The organism is Atopobium sp. oral taxon 416, assembly GCF_018128285.1.
Lineage (GTDB): Bacteria > Actinomycetota > Coriobacteriia > Coriobacteriales > Atopobiaceae > Olsenella_L.
Genome location: NZ_CP072380.1, coordinates 354,136 through 373,683 on the forward strand (window position 1 = coordinate 354,136; position 19,548 = coordinate 373,683).

The following is a 19,548-nucleotide window of genomic DNA, read 5'->3' on the forward strand; positions in this document are numbered from 1 at the left end:
GCTGCCTATTGATATGGTGGACGCGGGTCCCGAGATCTGAGGAGTGATTGCAATGTTACAGGAACAAGTTCCGTGCGTGAAGGGCGAGCTTTCCCTGCGTGAGGTCCAGCTGGCATCGCTGGCCATACTGAAGCGCATAGACGCTATCTGCCGGGCTGAGGGTATCAGGTACTGGGTGATGTACGGAACGCTCATAGGCGCCATTCGGCACCACGGATTTATCCCTTGGGACGACGATCTGGATATAGCCATGCCGAGACCTGACTACGAGCGATTCCTGGCATACTTTGCGGAGCACTCTGACGAGCTGCGGCCCCTGGTTGCCCTACGCGGTGACGGGTCGCCGACGCTGCCTTTCCTCATCACGCGGGTGAGCGACACTACCTACAGGATGGTCGGTGAGTACGGAGATGAGGTACCTGACCTCGGTGCGTTTGTTGATGTATATCCGATGGACGGAGCTGGAGACACGCTGGAGGGGGCACGAAAACACAAGGTTGAGTGTATGAAAGCCAGTCACAAGTACCTCCAGGCGGGAGATTTTTCTTATAACAACCGTGAGAATGGCGCGTTGAAACGCACCTTCAAGAAAATCCACTCGACGATGCTTGGAGATGCCAGTAAGTGGGCAAATCGTGTGGTTGAGATGTCGAAGAAGCTCTCCTTTGACGAATCGACTTTTGTGGCGTGCCTTGAGTGGGACTGGGCGCTAGAGGAGATTTATCCTTCAAAGCTTTTCTCCAAGGTGGATGACGTCACCTTCGAGGACATGAAGGTCTCTGTCCCTGTTGGCTACGATAAGATTCTTACCGCTGATTATGGTGACTATATGCAGCTGCCTCCCGAGCCAGAACGCGTGGGACACCATTTCTATGCGATTGTGAGGCGATGACGTTGAAATACATGGTAATTGCCGTTATTTTTGCTGGGGGTGTAGGGACGCGTATGCGCTCCAAAGATACGCCCAAGCAGTTCCTCGTGGTACACGGGGAACCCATTATCGTACGTACGGTGCGCCACTTCCATGAGCACCCTTGCATCGATTCCATTGTGGTCGTGAGCGTGGCCGATTGGCTCGGCTATTGTCGCGATTTGCTGGCCAGTTACGGTATGAGCAAGGTCACTGCTGTGGTACCGGGCGGGACTACAGGGCAAGAGTCGATATACAAGGGCCTCTGCGAGGCAGAGCGTAATGCGGACGGTAAAAGAGCCGTTGTTCTTGTCCATGATGGCGTGCGTCCACTCATCGATAAAAAGACAATTACTGCTAATATCAAGGCTGTTGAGAGGACGGGCTCCGCTGTCACCTGCGTGCCCGCCAAGGAGACTGTGCTCATGCGCGATGCATCGAGGGATGTCGTCTCGATACCGGACCGTTCGGCATTGGAACTGGCGCGTGCTCCGCAGAGCTTCTGGTTGGATGAGCTTCTGACCGCTCATCGCGACGCCATTGGCCGTGGTAGATGTGACTACATCGACTCAGCTTCGATGATGTTCGAGCGTGGCGTACACCTCACGCCTGTTGAGGGGCCCGATGAGAACATGACGGTAACGACGCCGGATGACTTCTTCCTGCTGCAAGCTATCCTCAATGCTCAAGAGAATCGGCAGATCTATGGGATATAGGGGAACCATGAGGTCAGAGATACTCGACAATCTTCTGGGCGACTTAGACGGCGCCCTCCTCGAGCCCTTCCGAGACAAGGCGGTCGTGGTGACTGGGGCCACGGGGCTTATAGGCTCGCTCGTCTGCAAGGCGCTCCTGTTAGCCGACGGGAATATTAGCCTGGGGTGCGTGGTCGTGGCCGTAGTGCGCAATAGAAAGAAAGCGGAGGACATCCTCGGAGACTATGCATCCCTGGGCGACCTTCGCATAGTTGTCTGCAACCTCGCGGAAGGTGAGGCTCCTGAGTTAGCTGAGTTAGATGGCGCAGATTTCATATTACATGCGGCTTCTGTGACCAAGTCCAGGGTGATGGTCGAGAGGCCCGTAGACGTTATTCGCACCTCCTTGAACGGTACTAAGGCCATGTTGGGACTGGCTCGTGACGCGGATGCTCGTCTGGTGTACCTCTCCTCCATGGAAGTCTATGGAACTCTTGTAGAGGGGCAGGTGGCCGACGAGTCATCTCTGGGCTGGATTGATCTCACAAGCCCCCGTACCTGTTACCCTGAGTCTAAGCGTATGTGCGAGTGCCTCTGTGCAGCCTATGCCAGCCAGTATGGGACGCAGGCGTGCTCCGCTCGCCTCGCACAGACCTTCGGAGCGGGTGTACTGCCGGGGGAGAACCGTGCCTTCGCGCAGTTCGCCCGGTCAGCCATGGCGGGCGAGGACATAGTGCTTAGGACGCGAGGCCTATCTGAAGGCAACTACGTGAACTCAATTGACTGTGTGGCCGGACTCCTCGTTCTGCTTGCGAGGGGGGAAGCCGGGCAAGCTTACAATGTGGCCAATGAGGAGTCGCATGGGACTATTCGTGAGGTGGCACAACTGGCCGCTGATGTGCTGGGCGACGGACATTCCAATGTTGTCATCGATGTGGACGGGGAGAACTCAGCTGGCTACGCGCCCGACGTACATCTGCGGCTCTCGTCCAAAAAACTCCGTAGACTCGGCTGGGAGCCTAAGATTTCGCTTACAAGCTCTTTCCGTCAGCTGGGCACTTACATGACTGAGCAGGAAGATGACTGTATAGACTGACGACAACGGTGTCAAGCATTCTCGATAAGACCGTCAGATTGTCAAGCTAAGTGCAACATCTCCCGATAGACCTCGTTGGCCGTCCTGTAGTCTAATACCTTCCTTGGTCTGTCGCAGATCAGATCGAAGACATGTTGTACCTCCTATCTTTTAGTTGTTGCATTTGAGAGCTGGGTCGTGTCGAGAATGTTGGTGTAGGTCTGATTCTGCCCGGGGCGAGGAGGCCGTCCTGGATCTGGAATGCTAGGCGCTACTCTATGCCGACTCCATCACGTCCACAAGCTCAAGGCTGGCATTATTGCCTTCCTGGCGAGCTCCCTGAGCTCTGCCAGCCTCTCCGGCGTGGGAGGCAGCGCAGGCTTCCGCTTCTCGAAGAGCTCTGCGAGGACCGATCCCACAAGCCTCATGAGCGACTTCTGCGAGGGGAACACCTGCACGACCTTCGTGCGGCGCTTGATCTTGTGGTTGGTGCGCTCTTGTAGGTTGTTGGTGCGCAGGCGCTTCCAGTGGGATGCAGGGAAGTCCAGGTAGGCGAGGGCATCCGCCTCGGCATCCTCCCAGATCTCTGCCACCTTGGGGCAGCACTTCTCAAGCATCTTAGCCGCGAGGTGGAAAAGGGCGCGCACCTGGTTGGTGTCCTTGGCACGAAAGACTGGAGCCATGATCCTTGCCACCCTCTTCTTCAGGCTCCTGGAGCCTGTGGCGGCTATGCAGTTCCTCATGAGATGGACGACGCACCTTCTGCCATGTGAGAGCTCCCAGGAACACCTTCGATATCGCCTGTCTGAGGCCCTCGTGGGCATCGCTTGTGACCAGCTGCACGCCCGAGACACCCCTGTGTCGCGGATCTTCTCCAAGAACCCCTTCCAGGAGCCGTACAGCTCGCTATCCACGACGGCAAGGCCCCAAGATGTACCTCCAGCCGTTAGCATCGCAGCCTATGGTAGTGACAATAGCCGTGGAGAGACATGGCCCTCCCGTCTGCACTTCACGTAGTAGCATCGAGCCAGATGTAGGGCATGTCAAGGTCTTTCAGGGGACGTTCCAGTAGCTCCTCGACATCGGCATCGAGGCTTTTGGCTTATGCTGCTCACCTGGTCCTCCGAGAGCCTGTCTTGTGCCCATCCACTCGGCTATCCTTTAGACCTTCCTGGTGCTCGTGCCCATCGCATACATCTCGGCCACGGCGGCTATGAGTGCCCTGTCCGTCCTCTGGTAGTGCTCGAGGATGTCGTCGGGGAAGAAGCTTGCGCCCCTGAACCTGGGGATTTTGAGGTTCAGTGTTCCCACGCAGGTGTTGAGCGTCCTCGGACGCTATGCGTTCCTACTGTTGCCACGGGCCGAGCATATCTCCTTCGTCTCCGGCGTCCATCACGGCGTTTACCACCATCTCGGCGAGCTGGCAGAAGAGCTCCTGGAGGTTGATTGATCCGTCTGCCAGCTTCGGCATCTCTGCCGCCGCAGCCGCGCACACGGCCTGCTTTGCTATGCTGTCCTTTGGCCTTTGTCCTTTCCATAGACCTGTTATGTTGCGATTCCAAATTCCAGGACGCAGGCCTCCTTCTTTCCTTCGGGAAGCCCTTCAGGCAGTCAGGCGCTTACACCAACACTGATAATGATATCGCGGTTGCAATTGCGCCAACACTCGCGCAAAGTCGATCGTGGGAGCGCATGCTCCCATCGTAGTAGCTTGCGACAGGGCGCTGGCCCATACACCAACCGTCGTCGCAAGGACTGACCTTGAAATGACTTGCCGCGCCCTGCCGCGAGCATCCCGAAGGCCCGCCATGACTTCACAGGAGCATAGGCGCTGCCAGCAGGCCGAACAGCCTGATTCTAGCGCCCCTTTCAGTGTTGTGTCTGGCTCACCGGCGGGGTGCCCGATGAAGATGGGGAGGCTGCATGGAAGGCACGTCTGTCGTTTACGCCGGCATCGACACGCACAAGGACAAGTATGTGCTGTGTGTGCTGAATGCGCTCGGCAGGATCGTCTACGAGGGCGGGTTTGCCACCGACGGCGCCGGATATCGATCGCTCGCCCACACCATCAGCGACGCCGGCCGCTGCGCGCTTGTCGGTATCGAGGGTACAGCCTTATACGGCGCTGGGATCTGCTCTTACCTGTGTGAGCGCGGCTACACTGTCATGGAGATCCTGCGGTCCAAGCGCGACAAGAGGCGCAGGGGCTCCAGCAAAAACGACGCCATAGACGCGGGGACCACCGCGCGGAACGCGGCAGCGGGGCACGGTACCTGTGTCCTAAAGTCGAGGGACGGGTGGTCCGAAGCCGTCAGGGCACTGCTGGACTTAAGAGAGCTATGCGTGAGGACCTCGACGGCGGCATCCAGCGCCGCGAAGTCCCTGGACAACATCGCGCCGGAGCCCATAAGGTCGAAGTACGAAAAGATGAGCGTTTTAGCGATGATGAAGTCGCTCGCCAGGAAAAGGTCCGCAACCGGCAGTGCCGTCACGGATGCGCTGCACACTTCGCTCCATGTTCTCGCGAAGACGTGGATCGACGCCAAGCAACGGGCCGACGAGCTCGAGGTGCTCATATCCGACCTGGTGCGCGACAACGCGCCGGCCCTGCTGGAGATCGACGGCTGCGGCGCTCGGCAACGCCGCGGGCGACAACCCCGAAAGGCTCCGCTCAAAAGCAGCACTCGCCTCGCTTTGCGGCGCCTTGCCGATAGAGGCGTCGAGCGGCAAGATCGTCAGGCACAGGCTCAACCGGGGAGGTAACAGGCAGGCCAACAGGGCCCTGCACACCATCGCCCTCAACCGGATGAAGTACGATGGGCGCACGCAGGAGTATGTCGCGAAGCGGATGGCCGAGGGCACATCGAAGCGCGAGGCAATCAGATGCCTCAAGAGATACATCGCCCGGGAAGTCTGCTGCGCACTGATGAACCCGACAGCTAAAACCCACGAGGACGAAAGGTCGCTCAGGGCGAAAAGGGCCGAAGCCGCGATGACGCAGGAAGAGGTCGCCGCCGCACTCGGCACCGACCACATCCGCATAAGTAAGATCGAGCGCGAGGCCAGCAAGCATTACGAGATTCGCGATAGGTACTCCGCATTCATGAAGAGCAAGTTAGCGAACCTGAAAATGACTTGACACAGCATAGGAGCGTCATTCTCGACACGATCGTGGATGCCGGCAGCGGCCTTGTGAATGGTGTGGAGACGACCGCTTAGAATGTATCTGACATATCCCAGGCACACGTACTCGTAAGGGAGGATGATAGGTTCTGCTATGCAGACTCCGGTTATACCGGTATAGCGAAGCGCCCTTAGCAGACCCACACCTCTCACAGATGCGCTGGAGTGTCGCAAGGAAACCTTCGACTAGGGAAACGATGATTAATGCCTATGCCGGCCGCGAAAGGCCACGTGGCTGGTCCTTTCTGGCACATCATTGGGAATTAATCATTGTTTCCCTAGAGAGGGCCTTGCCTGTGCACTCTTGTCCGAGAAGGGTATCGAGTCCAGGAAGGCATCCGTTCGCTCAAAGGTAGAGCATCCCTTCCTTATCGTGAAGCGGCGCTTCGACCCTTTAAGGAAGCGCTACTAGGGGATAGAGAAGATGCCTGTATGCTCGAGTCTGCCTCGCCCTTGCAAACCTTACCCATGTGCATCTTTGCCGGCAGGCTGCACCTCCCGGCTCCCAGCGTCGCTTGATCTGTCTTGGAGCCTTCTTGCGGTGCATGGGGCAGGACAGATGCCAGGATAGCGACTCCTGCACGTGCTGGATGAGCAACCTTTTCTGCCTTTCCCGCATACCGGCCCAGAAAAGTCGTGTGGTCGGTCCTCTCTAACACGTTATGGGGCATTAATCATCGTTTCCCTAGCGTATGAACCAAGAGCTCCACGAGGGGACGGTACTGTCCGATACTGGTGCTTGCACGTGCAAATACTCAGCTGTAGATATACTATGCGCGTTGTAACACGGAAACTAATACGTATTTATTTGCAGGCAGCCATATGTTACCCCATTCTGTAGATGAATTATCTTCTAGATAGCAGATCTGATCAATATTCAAGACCGGAGCTGTTTCATCGCAGTTCAATAACTTGCCCAGCATCTTGCCGGCTATCCTTGCGCCATAGCGTACCTTCGCATATCCAAGTTTTTTCCCAGAAACTTCTTCGATGGCGCTGAAGAGTGTTTTGTCCGCATAGTCAAACTTATCTATGCCGGGGCAAGTCAGCATATTGATACGGCTTTCCATATAGAGAAGGGGTCCGTCAGAGGTAGACCGGACACGCCTCAGATAATACACTGGTGCGTTTAGGGGGATGCCTAGACGTTGCGAACATGTCTTGTCAGCAGGAATGACTTCTGATCCAATGACCTCGGTTGAAAAATCTATGCCTTGCATACGTAATGATTCAGCAAAAGAAAGCAAGCTATTGCCGGTGAGGTGCTCGATATTGGGCTTTATTACGAAACTTCCCTTGCCTTTGACCTTCGTTATGAGGCCCTCGTTGACTAATATTTGAATTCCCTTTTGCACGGTACCTCTGCTGTACCCGAATTCATTCATGAATTCGTGCTCTGATGGAAGCTTCGTGCCTTCGGGCCATTCCTGAGAATAGACTTTATCCCGAATGTAGTCAGCTAGTTGGACGTGCAGAGGCGAAGAGCTATCAGATGAATATCCCATTTTATATCACTCACTCAATCCAATGTTGAGCCTAGGTCATTTCTGTAACAGCCCAAATTATAAGAGTAACCCCTCCAATAAAGAGGAGGAGAATAGTCAGGCCATTCAACCCTAAGAAAGTTGAATGGATAGCATTATACAATCCACTCTGCCATGTTTCTCCAGGCAGCGTGTTGCCTTTAATGACAACGATACATGCGCGAATCGCGAAGATAATAATAGCAATGCCAAGCGCAATGCGCACAACTCCCAAGGCCGTTTTCTCTTGTGCCAATGAGCGTACGTCAATGCCATAAATGTTAGGCAAGACATATGCAAGCAAGGCAATGATCGTCAAGGATGCCGCAAGATACGACAGCCCCCTCTGCATGCTATGGTCAAATTCTTTTGTAACGCCCTGCTGCTGGCGATTCGATTTCATAGTTGCCTCCACCTGCTGAATATAAATACATAGTCAAGTTGATATGGTTTCAACATAGATATAATTGTCCACAAATAAAAGAACAAGTTAGGGAGGTTTAGGTAAATGGTAAAGATTGCACCTTCACTAATGAACATGAGCTTGCTCCAAGTAAAAGCTGACTTGGAGCAATTGGACGCCATTGCTGATCTCTATCATGTTGACATCATCGATGGCCACTACGTCCATAATATGTGCCTAACTCCACACTTCATAGAGCAGATTCGGCCAATCACGTCGAAGCCGATAGAAGCTCATCTCTATGTTGAGGGCGTAGATAGGCAAATGATAGATGCGTGCATTGATGCCGGCGCTACGCTGCTCACCTTGCCTGCAGATGATGTCGCCCGGTCCATTCATAGAATGGCTGACTATATACATAAACGGGGAGCCGAGGTTGGAATCTTTCTAAACCCAACAATCCCGGTAGAGTCGATTATGGAATATGCCATTGAGCTTGATTCTCTTTTGATACTCTCAGTGGATCCTGGATTTACTGGCCAGAAGTTTCTTGAAGGGACGTATCGCCGTATAAGGAAGGCAAAAGAGATCCGAGTGCAGACCAAGGCACACTACAAGATTGCTATTGACGGAGGCTGCAATTCTGAGAACTTCTTTCAGCTCATTGAAGCAGGATGTGATGTGCTGAATCTCGGGAGAGGTTTATTTGAGAATGGAAGTAATCTCAAAGAGGCAGCCTACCGTACGAAGAAGGGGATAGAGGTTGCTGAGTCGCAGGTTCTGCGTGAGCACAAGGTATAGATGCCACAATGTTACAAAAACGTAGACAGGAACCATCCATCTTCAAATTGCAGCCGTCTACAGAATATCAAACATGACTATGAAATAATATACAAGAATATACACAGGTGCGGCACATTAGAAAGTCGACGAGGAGGTGTGTAATTTAATGGTAGGGATTGTCATCGCATCGCATGGCAGTTATGGGGACGGTCTTGTTGATGCATTGGAGCTGCTGACTGGCAAGCAGGAGAGGGTATGCGCCGTAGGTCTAAGGCGCGGCGAGGTACCCGACGATTACAAGCGAAAGCTGCAAAATGCAATCGCTGGTGTAGACGATGGCGACGGAACGCTCGTGCTAGTCGATTTGTTCGGAGGCACACCGTCAAATGTTACTGCGCAAAGCCTGCTGGATCCAAATGTAAGCGCAATAGCTGGAGTAAATCTAGCAATGCTGCTGGATGTTGTGTTCAGCCGCGATGAAATGAACCTCTCTGAGCTGACAAGCGAGGCATTGACTGCTGGGCACGGAGGCATCGTTGATATACGTCAGAAGCTTTCTGAGGTAGATGCAGAGAATGACGATGCCGATTTCTAAGGGAGCGTGGTGTTTATGCAGGCTGTAGGTATGAATAATGTCGTTTTGACACGAGTAGATGATAGGCTCGTTCATGGCCAAGTTATGACTTCTTGGCAAAAGGCGACTGGTGCGAATAAGTTCATGGTGGTTGACGATGAAGTCGCTGCCAATGACTTGATGAAGACCGTTTTGAAAGGCGTGGTCTCGAGCAACGTGAAGCTTGGCGTCTTCACTATTCAAAAGGCTGCTGACAGGTTAATTAAGGGGTTCAAGCCAACTGACAAGGTCATCATTTTGGTTAAAACACCTCTCACAATTCTTGAGCTTTCGGATGCAGGGATAGATTTTAAGACCCTGAATATCGGTGGTATGGGCATTTCCGGAAACCGCAAGACCTTCTACCAGAATATTGCTTGCTCTGATGAAGAGCTCGATGCGATGCGCACTCTTATCAAGAGAGGCTGCAACATCACGGTTCAGATTGTGGTTGACGATCCCAAGAAGGACGTCGCTGAACTTCTGAAGTAAGCGCTTGTCTTATTGGTCATGGTAATAAAGGGAGGTGCTCTGATCTATGCAGATTACTCTGTTACAGGCATTCTTGGTTGGTGTCGTGTACTACATGGGTTTTGTCGGCACGCCGTGGTTGATCGGTTGCCTTGGTAGCCTTTCGACAATCCAAAAGCCACTTGTGGCTGGCGTATTGGTCGGGGTAATTCTGGGTGACCCAGTACAGGGGTGCATCATTGGTGCAGCTGTGCAGATGCCGTTCATTGCTTATATCTTTGCTGGCGGTGCGCAGCCTAACGATCCTGGTCTTGCCGGTACTCTGGGCGTGGCGCTTGCTTTGGCAGCAGGTCTCGAACCAGACGCCGCGGTGGCAATTTCCGTGCCTATTGCGCTTGTTGGCACTATCGTTAACGTTATTCGCATGACTTTCGACGTAAGCTTCGTGCATATGATTGATCGCGCATGCGAACGTGGCGATATGAAGCGTGCGGTATTTCTCCACATTGTTCCTCCTCAGATTCTTTGCTTCATCCTCTGCGTTGTGCCGGTTACTTTGGGCTGCTATTACGGTGTCGATGCCGTTACGAGCATGATTAATGTCATGCAGGGAAGGCCGCTCTATACCCTCGAGGTTATCGGCGGAATCCTTCCTGCGCTCGGAATCGCTATGAATCTTCGCACCCTTGATCGTCCGGGTACGCTGCTTTGGTTTGTCTTCGGATTCGTCCTTAGCTCCTACCTCGGATTGGGCTCTATGCCTGTTGCAATCATCGGCTTCATCATTGCGTTCTTCTATGTCCAGCTTGAGATGAAGGCAGAAGAAGATCGTTCGTTGACTGAGGTACCAAAGCAGATTGTGACATCCGCTTCGACTTCCAGCGTCGCATCTGAAGATTCCGATGACGACTTCAAATAGGAGGAGATTGTCATGGCAGAGAATGTTGAGAATGTAGCAGTTACCGCTAATGCAGGAACCGGCCACCATCTTGACAAGAAAGATGTAACTAAGGCTTGGTTCAAATGGGTATGCTTGTCGAATACGAATTACAACTATGAGCGGTTGATGGCATCTGCCTTACTAGCATCGTTCTCTCATGTTCCAGACAAGCTTTATCCTGGTGACAAGCAGAAAAAGATTGAATTCATGAAGCGCCAGATGGAGTTCTACAATACAGAGCCTCACTTTGGATGCATTATTAATGGTCTTGCCCTTTCGATGGAAGAGGAGATGGCAAATGGCTCTGCGGTGACTCCAGAGGCAATCACTGCAGTGAAAACCGGCCTCATGGGACCATTTGCCGGAATCGGCGACACTCTGTGGCAGGGAACCCTCACGCCAATTCTCCTTGCAATAGCGATGCCGCTTGCTTCCCAAGGCAATCTTCTTGGCCCACTGCTCTACTGTATCCTGATGTACGCAATCATGCTCTTTATTTCTCACTCTATGTTCTTTACGGGTTATAACTCGGGCAAGGAAGGTATTGAATCGATGATGGCATCGGGTTCGATTAAGCGCCTGATTGCCACTGCATCTACAATGGGCGCTATCGTTCTTGGCTGTTTGGCGAATAGCTACGTCACCTGCACGTCCTATCTGCAAATTCCTGTCGGTGAGGGATACATCGATCTCCAAACTACCCTTGATTCAATCCTGAAAGGTGGAGTGCCGTTGGCAATTACACTGCTTGCGTGGTATCTTCTCAAGAAGAAGAACATGAATTCTACTCTTGTTCTTGTGATTCTTGTAATTATCGGTATTATTCTTGGCGCGACTGGCCTGTTTGGCGGTTCTGCTGCATAAGTAGAAGGGCCTGGCCTTGGTTGATTCCAAGGCCAGGCCCATGTAGATGATGATTCAGCTGCTATATACCATCTCAATATAGATGAGAAACGGTGCATATCATGGATAAGATCACGCTTAAGCGTCCATTCTTTGTAGTAAATCCCAAATCGTATCTTTATGGTGAGAAACTGCATCAGCTCGCAAAGAAGACGGATGAGCTTTGCGAAAAGTATAATCTCCAGTCACTATTTACCGCCCAACTTGTTGATTTGCCCTGGGTAGTTGCGAATTGTTCACATGTTATCCCCTGTGCACAGACTATGGAAAGCCTCAAGCCAGGTAGGGGTATGGGACATGTATTGCCTGAGGCGTTGGCGGCGGCTGGCGTAAGAGCGACGTTTCTCAATCATGCAGAGAACCCAATGACAATCGGTGAGCTTGCACGAACCATACAACGTGCACGTGAAGTGGGAATACTTACATGCGTTTGCGCCGACTCTGTTGAGGAGGCCCGTGCGATTGCAGAACTGCACCCAGATATTGTGACATGCGAGCTTAATAATCTGATTGGTACCAGTCAGATAGCGGGTAAGGATTACATTCGTAAGTCTACCGAGGCTGTAAAATCGGTGTCCCCACAGACAATGGTCCTTCAGGCTGCTGGTATCTCCACTGCGCAAGATGTCCACGATGCAATCTTCTATGGCGGCGATGCAACGGGCGGAACATCCGGCATTGTATGCGCGCCGGATCCGCTTGTAAAGCTGGATGAGCTGTTTGCCGTACTCGACCAGGTCCGTAGCGAAATTTAAAGGTGAATACGAACGATGAGCATATATAAAGATGAAGTAATAGTAAAGACAGCCGCAGACAAACCGACATATGTGAACATCACAATTGATGTATCGCAGGCTGTTGAAAAATCTGGAATTAAGGAAGGTATCGTTGCGGTAATCAGCGAGCATACTACCTGTGCTGTCTACTCGGATGAATATGATCATGACCGTACTCCAGATGGAGATACATTCTTGCAGGCAGATCTTTCTGACGGGCTGGAAAAAATCTTCCCAGAACAGCATGACTGGAAAACATATAGATATCCAGGAGTGGTGCATTTCAGCGAAGTTGAATCATGGCCCAATGTGGATTCCTATCTTCCAAATGGCGATCGCACGATGCTTTGGAATGGAGATGCTCACCTCCGCTCTACGCTGATTGGCGGGAGCCAGATATTCGAAGTCGCAAAGGGCAAGCTGCAGATGAATGGACTGGCAAGCATATTCTTTGCTGATTTTGATAGAACGCGTGAGCGTGTGAGAAAGATCAGAGTAATTGTACTGGGCGATTGATTGCTCGCCAAGAAGAAACGAGGAGCATCCTATGCTTATAAATCTCAAGGACATGTGCACAATTGCTGAACAAAACAATATGGCAATTGCTCAATTTGACACTCCAAGTTTGGAAGCAGTTAGAGCTGCATTGGATGCCGCTGAAGAGCTCGGCTATCCTGTTATATTGGCACATGCTGAGGGGCATGAACCTTTCGTTCCCCTTGATGCTATTGGTCCAGTAATGGTTGAGCTGGCAGAGCGTTCGAGTGCGTTTGTTTGTGTGCATCTTGACCACTGTGAGCGTCTTTCCTATATGCGGCGCGCGCTTGAGCTTGGCTTCAATGGAGTTATGTATGACGGATCATATCTTCCATATGATCAGAATGTTGAGAATTCGCAGTATGCAGCCGAGATGTGCGCTGGCTTTGATGCTGGCCTGGAATGCGAACTGGGCTCAATGGGTTCTCGAGAGGCTGGCCAGCGTGCTGAGGGTGGTACCGCAGAGGAATCAGGCGCAATATACACTGACCCGAAGCAGGCAATGGACTTCATTACATCCACAGGCCTTGATGCTCTTGCATGTTCGTTCGGAACTGTTCATGGCTTATACAAAGGAAAGCCCAATCTCAATTTCGATGTTCTGAGGAAAATAAGAAAGCAGTGCAAAATTCCGCTTGTTATGCATGGCGGGTCTGGGGTTTCTGATGATGACTACGTCAAGTCTATAAATGTGGGAATCAGGAAGATCAATTACTACACATACGGGGTATTGTACGCAGGCAACGCGGTCAAAAAGATTGTCAATGAAGCTGGCGAGGAGCCTGTTTATTGGCATGATATGACAATGGCTGCTTATGATGCGCTCTTGGCTGATTTCAAGTCTACAATGAAGGTATTTGCGAACGGGGCCAAGCCGCTGGTTTAAGCTATCCATGGAAAGTAATTGACTGAGCTTTAAGTGAGCAGTGAGGCAGGAGTCGCACCAATCGTTTGAAGCAATTGACTGATGTCTTTCATTCCCAATAGAGATGGAAGGCATTATTATGTCATAAGGACATATATTACATATGCCTGATGGATGCTTCGAAGTTCTTTGAACGTTCTTCTGCACCGATATGTTGTTGGCGCCGGGCGATAATCGCCAGCGGGGGTGGTAACGAGAATCCGTACATGCCTCGGTCCCGTCAATAGTCTTTCGCACTTTCTCCAGCCGGGGTCCCGCCCCGGTAGTCGAAGCTAGCCTTCCTGTCTCTTGAGCACCTCTCTGTCGTCCCATCTGTCCAGCAGGTCGGTGTCGAGGTAGCGCCTGGAGCCCCAGCCGCCCTCGGCCACGTACTTGCACTTCGCCGCCGCCAGCTTCCCCGCAGCGTCTTCCGCCGGGAAGCTGCCCACGGCGGCGCTGCGCCTCTTGATCTGCCAGCTCAGCCGCTCTATGCCGTTGTCCGTGCGGATCCTCCTTCAAGTGCTCCGGCATCAAGAGCACGTAGGTGAGCGTCTCCTCGACGCCCTGAGCTCTAAGGCTACCTCCTTTGCCTTTGCCAGGTACTTCGCGTAGCTCTTTTGTGATCGCCTTGAGCAAGGCCGCGACGGCCTTGTAGCGGGTCCTGGGCAGCTTGTCGAGCACGGTGCGCGTGGGTGGCAGCGCTGCTACATCGCGTGCAGGGACACCTCCTGTATTGCCCCAGCATACCTGCGGAGTTGTCGGCGCTGAACATGCACACTCCCGACAGGGCGCGCTCGTGCAACCTGACCCCTGTCAATATAATGGACAGAGGAATCTCAGATTTTTTATGCGGTCTGCATCGCCTTTGGATCGTATGCAAGGCCTCTCTCGAAGCGCTCGAAGAACTCCTGCATCACCTCTTCCGGTACGCGATCTCCTATGGACTTATGCGGGCGGAAGCGGTTGTAGTACGACTCGATTAAACTCGTGTGCCTTGTGCTTGGTCGTTGCTGCATCGAAGAGGCGCTTATGGTAGTACCATTCGTTCTTGAGCGTGGCGAAAAGCGATTCGGCGAGCGCATTGTCGTGGCAGCTTCCGGTTCTCCCCACGGAGAGCCTCACGTCGTGTGCGGCTGCCCAGGCGGTCAGCTCTGAGCTCGTGTACTGGCTGCCACGGTCACTGTGGAATATGGCCCCTTTGGCCACGTATCCGCGCGAATATGCCATCTTCAGGGCAAAGACGACAAGCCCTGCCCTCATGTTGTCCTGTATGCTTCAGCCCACCACCATGTGTGTGCACAGATCGTGTGCGACGGCGAGATATATAAAGCCTGCCGTGGTCCTGCGATAGGTTGTATCGCCCACGAGCTTGGCTGTCGGCACAAGACACGAAAAGCCGCGCCGGGTGAGGGCGCTGCGCTCGGGGGTATCAAGTGCGGGCAGCGTCGTTCTCTTGGAGGCATTGGATCAGATGCCGCAGATGCCAAGCTCGACCATGCACCTGCGCACGCGATAGCGAGTCGTCACTGTAAATTTTGCGTAACTTTGGATCTCCTGTGAGCTTGGATCAGACCTTGCAAAAGCTAAAGCGCCTGTCGCTTTCCTCCCATATCGCGCAGATGGCTTCCTTGAGGAGACCCCATAGGTCCTCACCGCCTTTGGCCTTGAGCCATCTGTAGAAGTGAGCCCTGCTCACCTCCAGTATGCGCGCCATCATCGAGACGCTGTAGGTTGCCCTCTTCTCCAGCATGAGCTAAAACCTGTCCTTCAACAGAGGCTTCTGGCGAAGAAGGCTGCCTCTTTTTAGGAACTCGTTCTCGCTCTCGAGCTCGTGTATACGCCTGTTGGCCCTGTCGAGCTGCTTGTGCTCCTCGGTCCTTTCCTGGGTCACCCTTTTGGTCTTTGAGTGCTTGATGATCCAGTCGTTTAAGGTCTTGTCGTTGACCTCAAGCTTCGCGGCGCATCCTCTGATGCTCTTCTTCGGGTTGGCCTTACGTGCCTTCCTGTAGTAGTCGATAGCCTCAAGGCAATACTTCCTCAGTGTAGTGCCTGGGTGTTTCCGGCTTCGTGCGGGACTTTGCCTTCTCTATCTCGCTTGCGCTCACCGACATCTCATCTCTTCAATCTGCTGGTGTTGGTAGGTGGGTATCTGGACAGAGCATATCTGTTGCCAGTCCCTGAATCCCACTGTCCACCAAAAGATTACAGCTCACATCTCGGCGAGCTTACTGCACAGCCCGGCCCTGAGCCCCTTCGGGGCGGCCTCGGCCACGTTGCGCGAGAAGTGGCCCCGGGCAGCGCCGAGTGGACGGCCGCCACCAGCCCCTCGCAGGCGTCGGAGGTGACCACGCGCATGCTCGCCAGGCCGCGCGCGGCGAGCGAGGACAGGAAGCTCGACCAGGCCCCTTAAGTCTCGCCGTCGGCGAGCTCGACGCCGAGCACCTCCTTGCCACCCGTCGGCGTCAGCCCGGCGTCCACGAGCAGCGCCTTCGGCTTGACGCGGTCGTCCTTGCGCGCCTTGAGGTAGGTCGCGTCGACCATAACGAAGGGGTGGGCGCCCTCTATGGGGCGGTTGCGAAACCTCTCGAGCGCTTCGTCGAGCTCGGAGCAGGCCTGCGAGACGGCCTGCTTGGAGAAGCCCCTGCCGCAGATCTCCTCCATCATACGGCCGACCTTGGCTATCGAGCGCCGCCGACGACCATCTCGGCCATCACGAGGACCAGGGCGGCCTCGGCACGCCTGTAGTTGTCGAACACGAGCGTCTTAAACGAGACGTTGCGGTGGCGCGGGACGGCGAGCTCGACCGTGCCGACCCTGGTGACGAGGGAGCTCTTGCGGGTGCCGTTGTGGAAGTCAGTCCGCTCCTGCGTTTGCTCGTAGGGCTCGGCGCGCAGCTGCTCGGCGGAGTTTGCCGACAGGATCGCGTTGAGAAACTCCTGCAAGAGGAGCCGAAACGCGTCCCCTCTAGAATCCGTAAGGACCTGCGCTATCTTGTCGCTTTCGAGGGTAATATTGATTCGAGCCATGCCCGGCCTTCGATTCTCTGTGCCTTTTGGTGATTGCAAGTTTACTTGGAAGACGGGCCTCTGGCTCGCTCCCGTTTTTACACCACTTTACGGACGTAACCCCGAACATGGCTCAGATCAATAGTACACTTTAACCAGGACGAGATAATGCGGCTGCTCGAAGATTCCAGCGGGGAGGCGTTCAAGCTCATGCTGCAAAAGTCGCTCAACGCCGATCTGAGGGCGGAGTCGACCGAGCAGATCGGTGCGGGGCGCTTGCGAGCGCGCCGACAGCCGCAACGGCACGAGGGCGGCGCAGTGTGCCCTTCAAGACCAGGGTGTTCGACAACTACAAGCGCAGCGAGGCCGCCCTTGTGACCACCATGGCGAAGATGGTCTTGGGCGGCGCATCGACGGCGAAGGTGGGCAAGCTCATGGAGACAATCTGTGACAGGGGCTTGCCCAACTCGACGGTCGCCGAGGCCTGCGCCACGCTCGACGGGGCCGTCGAGGAAGTTCCACACGCAGCGCATCGAGGGCGACTAGCTGTTTGTCATGGTGGACGCGACCTACCTCAAGGTCAGGGTCGACCACAGGACCCGCCCGATGGCGCTCATGATCGCGACGGGGATGACCATGGACGCGATGAAGGAGCTCATAGGGTTTAGGCTTAAGGCCTGCGAGTCGCGTAAGACCTGGGGGAGGTTCTGAGCTGTAATCTTTTGGTGGACAGTGGGATTCAGGGACTAGCAACAGATATGCTCTGTCCAGATACCCACCTACCAACACCAGCAGATTGGAGAGATGAGATGTCGGTGAGCGCAAGCGAGATAGAGAAGGCAAAGTCCCGCACGAAGCCGGGGATACCCAAACACTACACTGAAGAAGTATTGCCTCGAGGCTGTCGAGTACTACAGGAAGGCACGTAAGGCCAACCCGAAGAAGAGCATCAAAGGATGCGCCGCGAAGCTTAAGGATCAACGACAAGACCTTAAACGACTGGATCATCAAGCACTCAAAGACCGGAAGGGTCACCCAGGTAAGGACCGAGGAGCACAAGCAGCTCGACGCAGTGAAGAGGCGCATGCACGAGCTCGAGAGCGAGAATAAGTTCCTAAAAAAGAGGCAGCCTTCTTCGCCGGAAGCCTCTGACCAAGGACAGGTTTTAGCTCATGCTGGAGAAGAGGGCAACCTACAGCGTCTCGATGATGGAGCGCGTACTGGAGCTGAGCAGGGCTCACTTCTACAGATGGCTCAAGGCCAAAGGCGGTGAGGACCTATGGGGTCCTATCAAGGAAGCCATCTGCGCGATATGGGAGGAAAGCGACAGGCGCTTTAGCTTTTGCTAGGTCTGATCCAAGCTCACAGGAGATCCGAAGTTACGCAAAATTTACAGGCACGACCCGCTACCGCGTACGGAGGTGCATGGCTAAGCTGGAGATACGCGGCATCTGCCCGAATGCATCGAAGAAGACGACGGTGCCCGATCCGGACGCCCCCGAGCATCCCGACCTCATCGGACGGGACTTCTCGTGTCCCGTTCCGACAGCCAAGCTCGTGGGCGATACAACCTATCGCAGGACCACGGCAGGCTTTATATATCTCGCCGTCGTAGACGATCTGTGCACGCGCATGGTAGTGGGCTGAAGTATTCGGGACAACATGAGGGCAGGGCTTGTCGTCTTTGCCCTGAAGATGGCATATTCGCGCGGATACGTGGCTGGAGGGGCCATATTCTAAGCAGCCCAGGCAGCCAGTACATAAGCTCAAAGCTGACCGCCTGCTCAGCCGTACACGACGTGAGGCTCTCCGTGGGGAGAACCGGAAGCTGCCACGACAATGCTGTAGCCAAATCCTTCTTCGCCACGCTCAAGAACGAATGGTACTACCACAAGCGCCTCTCGGATGCAGCAACGACCAAGCACAAGGCACACGAGTTTATCGAGTCGTACTACAACCGCTTCCGCCCGCATAAGTCCATAGGAGATCGCGTACCCGCAGAGGTGATGCAGGAGTTCTTTGAGCGCCTCGAGAGAGGCCTTGCGTCCCGATCCGGAGGTGATGCAGACCGCATAAAAAATCTGAGATTTCTCTGTCCATTATATTGACAGGGCTCACGTCGCGCGCAACGTCTCCGACGCGGCCCCCAAGCGGCTGCGGGCGGGGCTTTGCTTAGAGCTCGTGGAGATGTTCAACTGCGCCACGCTTAAGGAGGCCAGGGCCCGCCGCGACGAGATCGCCGAGGAGGCGCCCGAGGCGGTGGCGCGCCTGGACGCCGGGTTCGAGGATGCGATGACGGTCATGGCCCTTCCACCGGCGATGCGCAGGTGCACCAGGACGTCGAACTACCTCGAGAGGCTCAACACAGAGGGGATGCGCCGGGCGAAGGTCATCAGCGTGTTCCCGAGCGAAGGCTCGCTAATAAGGCTCGTGGGGACCTACCTCATCGAGGAGAACGACAGGTGGGCCGCCAAGAGCAAGCAGTACTACCTGCCGGCGGTCGAGGAGCTATGAGAGGAGGAAGGGGGATCTCGAGGAGATAGCCCGCACACAGCGGCGGATGAGGTTCGCTTCGTGACGGCTCGCAGGGGCGTTTGCTTATGAGGCAATTTACACACGATTTCGGACTTGACTTGACTGAGCCATGACAGGGGAATGATTCCCCCATAGTGCCCTATTGACAGTTTGGCAAGGCGAGTATAGCGTTATAAAATAGACTCTGGTACACGTCTCCCAGAAGATGGCGATATAAGGACATGTATTTCGGCTGGGGCTGGCTGTGCCTATATTTTTTCGTGGGTGAAACACAGTGCTGTTCTTTTTTGTA

25 protein-coding genes and 3 pseudogenes are annotated in these 19,548 nt (G+C 54.2%); 19 read left to right on the forward strand and 9 right to left on the reverse strand.

Going from position 1 to position 19,548, the window contains the following annotated elements; genetic code table 11:
• The first annotated feature begins 52 nt into the window (after positions 1-52).
• From J4859_RS01820 to J4859_RS01830, 3 genes are read left to right on the forward strand one after another with little or no spacing between them, the layout of a single operon-like run.
• Positions 53-892, forward strand: coding sequence for a phosphorylcholine transferase LicD (locus J4859_RS01820; RefSeq protein WP_212332289.1), 840 nt, complete (start codon positions 53-55; stop codon positions 890-892).
• An 11-nt stretch (positions 893-903) separates the two neighbouring features.
• Positions 904-1,626, forward strand: coding sequence for a 2-C-methyl-D-erythritol 4-phosphate cytidylyltransferase (locus J4859_RS01825; RefSeq protein WP_212335059.1), 723 nt, complete (start codon positions 904-906; stop codon positions 1,624-1,626).
• Between the two features lie 7 nt (positions 1,627-1,633).
• Positions 1,634-2,701, forward strand: a complete 1,068-nt coding sequence (locus J4859_RS01830; RefSeq protein ID WP_212332290.1) for an NAD(P)-dependent oxidoreductase — start codon at positions 1,634-1,636, stop codon at positions 2,699-2,701.
• Between the two features lie 269 nt (positions 2,702-2,970).
• Here the strand turns inward: J4859_RS01830 and J4859_RS01835 are convergent, their stop codons facing one another.
• From J4859_RS01835 to J4859_RS16655, 3 genes are all read right to left on the reverse strand, one after another.
• Positions 2,971-3,423: a transposase gene (locus J4859_RS01835; RefSeq protein ID WP_249113860.1), complete on the reverse strand. Its 453-nt coding sequence runs from the start codon at positions 3,421-3,423 to the stop codon at positions 2,971-2,973.
• Between the two features lie 418 nt (positions 3,424-3,841).
• On the reverse strand, positions 3,842-3,991 hold the full coding sequence (locus J4859_RS01840; protein ID WP_212332293.1) for a transposase: 150 nt from the start codon (positions 3,989-3,991) through the stop codon (positions 3,842-3,844).
• A 34-nt stretch (positions 3,992-4,025) separates the two neighbouring features.
• Positions 4,026-4,151, reverse strand: coding sequence for a hypothetical protein (locus J4859_RS16655; protein WP_256436784.1), 126 nt, complete (start codon positions 4,149-4,151; stop codon positions 4,026-4,028).
• Positions 4,152-4,603: 452 nt separating this feature from the next.
• On the opposite strand from J4859_RS16655, the gene J4859_RS17400 reads away from it, so the two are divergent.
• Complete coding sequence (locus J4859_RS17400; protein ID WP_212332295.1) at positions 4,604-5,443, forward strand: transposase; 840 nt, start codon at positions 4,604-4,606, stop codon at positions 5,441-5,443.
• A pseudogene (locus J4859_RS17405) lies at positions 5,343-5,594 on the forward strand (transposase); the annotation flags it as partial. The gene J4859_RS17400 and the pseudogene J4859_RS17405, both read left to right, overlap by 101 nt.
• 1,039 nt (positions 5,595-6,633) lie before the next feature.
• On the opposite strand, the gene J4859_RS01855 reads toward J4859_RS17405, so the two are convergent.
• Both J4859_RS01855 and J4859_RS01860 read right to left on the reverse strand, forming a co-directional pair.
• Positions 6,634-7,368 carry a GntR family transcriptional regulator gene (locus J4859_RS01855; RefSeq protein WP_212332297.1) on the reverse strand — a complete coding sequence of 245 codons (735 nt, stop codon included), beginning with the start codon at positions 7,366-7,368 and terminating at the stop codon, positions 6,634-6,636.
• A gap of 31 nt (positions 7,369-7,399) precedes the next feature.
• Positions 7,400-7,789 (reverse strand): hypothetical protein, encoded by a 390-nt coding sequence (locus tag J4859_RS01860; RefSeq protein WP_212332298.1) that lies wholly within the window; start codon positions 7,787-7,789, stop codon positions 7,400-7,402.
• A 105-nt stretch (positions 7,790-7,894) separates the two neighbouring features.
• Between J4859_RS01860 and J4859_RS01865 the strand changes: the two genes are divergently transcribed.
• The 8 genes from J4859_RS01865 (at position 7,895) to J4859_RS01900 (ending at position 13,698) form a co-directional block, all read left to right on the forward strand.
• Entirely contained in the window at positions 7,895-8,590 is a 696-nt protein-coding gene (locus J4859_RS01865) for a ribulose phosphate epimerase (protein ID WP_212332299.1), read from the forward strand.
• Between the two features lie 148 nt (positions 8,591-8,738).
• Positions 8,739-9,167 carry a PTS sugar transporter subunit IIA gene (locus tag J4859_RS01870; RefSeq protein WP_212332300.1) on the forward strand — a complete coding sequence of 143 codons (429 nt, stop codon included), beginning with the start codon at positions 8,739-8,741 and terminating at the stop codon, positions 9,165-9,167.
• Between the two features lie 15 nt (positions 9,168-9,182).
• Positions 9,183-9,677, forward strand: a complete 495-nt coding sequence (locus J4859_RS01875; RefSeq protein WP_212335061.1) for a PTS sugar transporter subunit IIB — start codon at positions 9,183-9,185, stop codon at positions 9,675-9,677.
• A gap of 46 nt (positions 9,678-9,723) precedes the next feature.
• Positions 9,724-10,575, forward strand: coding sequence for a PTS sugar transporter subunit IIC (locus tag J4859_RS01880; RefSeq protein WP_212332301.1), 852 nt, complete (start codon positions 9,724-9,726; stop codon positions 10,573-10,575).
• 12 nt (positions 10,576-10,587) lie between these two features.
• Positions 10,588-11,460 carry a PTS system mannose/fructose/sorbose family transporter subunit IID gene (locus tag J4859_RS01885; RefSeq protein WP_212332302.1) on the forward strand — a complete coding sequence of 291 codons (873 nt, stop codon included), beginning with the start codon at positions 10,588-10,590 and terminating at the stop codon, positions 11,458-11,460.
• A 101-nt stretch (positions 11,461-11,561) separates the two neighbouring features.
• Positions 11,562-12,254: a triose-phosphate isomerase gene (locus tag J4859_RS01890; RefSeq protein WP_212332303.1), complete on the forward strand. Its 693-nt coding sequence runs from the start codon at positions 11,562-11,564 to the stop codon at positions 12,252-12,254.
• A gap of 72 nt (positions 12,255-12,326) precedes the next feature.
• Positions 12,327-12,791 (forward strand): YjbQ family protein, encoded by a 465-nt coding sequence (locus J4859_RS01895; protein WP_249113719.1) that lies wholly within the window; start codon positions 12,327-12,329, stop codon positions 12,789-12,791.
• Between the two features lie 31 nt (positions 12,792-12,822).
• On the forward strand, positions 12,823-13,698 hold the full coding sequence (locus J4859_RS01900) for a class II fructose-bisphosphate aldolase (protein ID WP_212332305.1): 876 nt from the start codon (positions 12,823-12,825) through the stop codon (positions 13,696-13,698).
• A 963-nt stretch (positions 13,699-14,661) separates the two neighbouring features.
• Here the strand turns inward: J4859_RS01900 and J4859_RS01905 are convergent.
• From J4859_RS01905 to J4859_RS01925, 4 genes and pseudogenes are all read right to left on the reverse strand, one after another.
• On the reverse strand, positions 14,662-14,976 hold the full coding sequence (locus J4859_RS01905; RefSeq protein ID WP_212332307.1) for a DDE-type integrase/transposase/recombinase: 315 nt from the start codon (positions 14,974-14,976) through the stop codon (positions 14,662-14,664).
• A gap of 307 nt (positions 14,977-15,283) precedes the next feature.
• Positions 15,284-15,466: a hypothetical protein gene (locus tag J4859_RS01910; protein ID WP_212332309.1), complete on the reverse strand. Its 183-nt coding sequence runs from the start codon at positions 15,464-15,466 to the stop codon at positions 15,284-15,286.
• Between the two features lie 452 nt (positions 15,467-15,918).
• Positions 15,919-16,380, reverse strand: a pseudogene (locus J4859_RS15935) (transposase).
• A gap of 14 nt (positions 16,381-16,394) precedes the next feature.
• Positions 16,395-16,742 (reverse strand): transposase, encoded by a 348-nt coding sequence (locus tag J4859_RS01925; RefSeq protein ID WP_212332312.1) that lies wholly within the window; start codon positions 16,740-16,742, stop codon positions 16,395-16,397.
• Between the two features lie 299 nt (positions 16,743-17,041).
• Between J4859_RS01925 and J4859_RS17410 the strand changes: the two are divergent.
• From J4859_RS17410 to J4859_RS01950, 6 genes and pseudogenes are all read left to right on the forward strand, one after another.
• Positions 17,042-17,224: pseudogene (locus tag J4859_RS17410) on the forward strand (transposase); the annotation flags it as partial.
• Between the two features lie 103 nt (positions 17,225-17,327).
• A complete protein-coding gene (locus J4859_RS17415; protein ID WP_371812144.1) occupies positions 17,328-17,432 on the forward strand; it encodes a hypothetical protein in 105 nt (34 codons plus the stop codon).
• A 461-nt stretch (positions 17,433-17,893) separates the two neighbouring features.
• On the forward strand, positions 17,894-18,070 hold the full coding sequence (locus J4859_RS01935; protein ID WP_212332314.1) for a hypothetical protein: 177 nt from the start codon (positions 17,894-17,896) through the stop codon (positions 18,068-18,070).
• A gap of 76 nt (positions 18,071-18,146) precedes the next feature.
• The gene (locus J4859_RS01940) at positions 18,147-18,368 is read left to right on the forward strand and encodes a hypothetical protein (RefSeq protein WP_212332315.1); all 222 of its coding nucleotides are present in this window, start codon (positions 18,147-18,149) and stop codon (positions 18,366-18,368) included.
• A 152-nt stretch (positions 18,369-18,520) separates the two neighbouring features.
• Positions 18,521-18,829 (forward strand): integrase core domain-containing protein, encoded by a 309-nt coding sequence (locus tag J4859_RS01945; RefSeq protein ID WP_212332316.1) that lies wholly within the window; start codon positions 18,521-18,523, stop codon positions 18,827-18,829.
• A 46-nt stretch (positions 18,830-18,875) separates the two neighbouring features.
• Positions 18,876-19,235 (forward strand): transposase, encoded by a 360-nt coding sequence (locus J4859_RS01950; RefSeq protein ID WP_249113847.1) that lies wholly within the window; start codon positions 18,876-18,878, stop codon positions 19,233-19,235.
• Positions 19,236-19,548 lie beyond the last annotated feature (313 nt).

Excerpts from the sequence above, each read along its gene's own strand:
- J4859_RS01820 (WP_212332289.1), top strand. The coding sequence starts at position 53 with ATGTTACAGGAACAAGTTCCGTGCGTGAAGGGCGAGCTTTCCCTGCGT.
- J4859_RS01825 (WP_212335059.1), top strand. The coding sequence starts at position 904 with ATGGTAATTGCCGTTATTTTTGCTGGGGGTGTAGGGACGCGTATGCGC.
- J4859_RS01830 (WP_212332290.1), top strand. The coding sequence starts at position 1,634 with ATGAGGTCAGAGATACTCGACAATCTTCTGGGCGACTTAGACGGCGCC.
- J4859_RS01835 (WP_249113860.1), bottom strand. The coding sequence starts at position 3,423 with ATGAGGAACTGCATAGCCGCCACAGGCTCCAGGAGCCTGAAGAAGAGG.
- J4859_RS16655 (WP_256436784.1), bottom strand. The coding sequence starts at position 4,151 with ATGCCGAAGCTGGCAGACGGATCAATCAACCTCCAGGAGCTCTTCTGC.
- J4859_RS17400 (WP_212332295.1), top strand. The coding sequence starts at position 4,604 with ATGGAAGGCACGTCTGTCGTTTACGCCGGCATCGACACGCACAAGGAC.
- J4859_RS01855 (WP_212332297.1), bottom strand. The coding sequence starts at position 7,368 with ATGGGATATTCATCTGATAGCTCTTCGCCTCTGCACGTCCAACTAGCT.
- J4859_RS01860 (WP_212332298.1), bottom strand. The coding sequence starts at position 7,789 with ATGAAATCGAATCGCCAGCAGCAGGGCGTTACAAAAGAATTTGACCAT.
- J4859_RS01865 (WP_212332299.1), top strand. The coding sequence starts at position 7,895 with ATGGTAAAGATTGCACCTTCACTAATGAACATGAGCTTGCTCCAAGTA.
- J4859_RS01870 (WP_212332300.1), top strand. The coding sequence starts at position 8,739 with ATGGTAGGGATTGTCATCGCATCGCATGGCAGTTATGGGGACGGTCTT.
- J4859_RS01875 (WP_212335061.1), top strand. The coding sequence starts at position 9,183 with ATGCAGGCTGTAGGTATGAATAATGTCGTTTTGACACGAGTAGATGAT.
- J4859_RS01880 (WP_212332301.1), top strand. The coding sequence starts at position 9,724 with ATGCAGATTACTCTGTTACAGGCATTCTTGGTTGGTGTCGTGTACTAC.
- J4859_RS01885 (WP_212332302.1), top strand. The coding sequence starts at position 10,588 with ATGGCAGAGAATGTTGAGAATGTAGCAGTTACCGCTAATGCAGGAACC.
- J4859_RS01890 (WP_212332303.1), top strand. The coding sequence starts at position 11,562 with ATGGATAAGATCACGCTTAAGCGTCCATTCTTTGTAGTAAATCCCAAA.
- J4859_RS01900 (WP_212332305.1), top strand. The coding sequence starts at position 12,823 with ATGCTTATAAATCTCAAGGACATGTGCACAATTGCTGAACAAAACAAT.
- J4859_RS01905 (WP_212332307.1), bottom strand. The coding sequence starts at position 14,976 with ATGAGGGCAGGGCTTGTCGTCTTTGCCCTGAAGATGGCATATTCGCGC.
- J4859_RS01910 (WP_212332309.1), bottom strand. The coding sequence starts at position 15,466 with ATGCTGGAGAAGAGGGCAACCTACAGCGTCTCGATGATGGCGCGCATA.
- J4859_RS01925 (WP_212332312.1), bottom strand. The coding sequence starts at position 16,742 with ATGGCTCGAATCAATATTACCCTCGAAAGCGACAAGATAGCGCAGGTC.
- J4859_RS17415 (WP_371812144.1), top strand. The coding sequence starts at position 17,328 with ATGGCGCTCATGATCGCGACGGGGATGACCATGGACGCGATGAAGGAG.
- J4859_RS01935 (WP_212332314.1), top strand. The coding sequence starts at position 17,894 with ATGCTGGAGAAGAGGGCAACCTACAGCGTCTCGATGATGGAGCGCGTA.
- J4859_RS01940 (WP_212332315.1), top strand. The coding sequence starts at position 18,147 with ATGGCTAAGCTGGAGATACGCGGCATCTGCCCGAATGCATCGAAGAAG.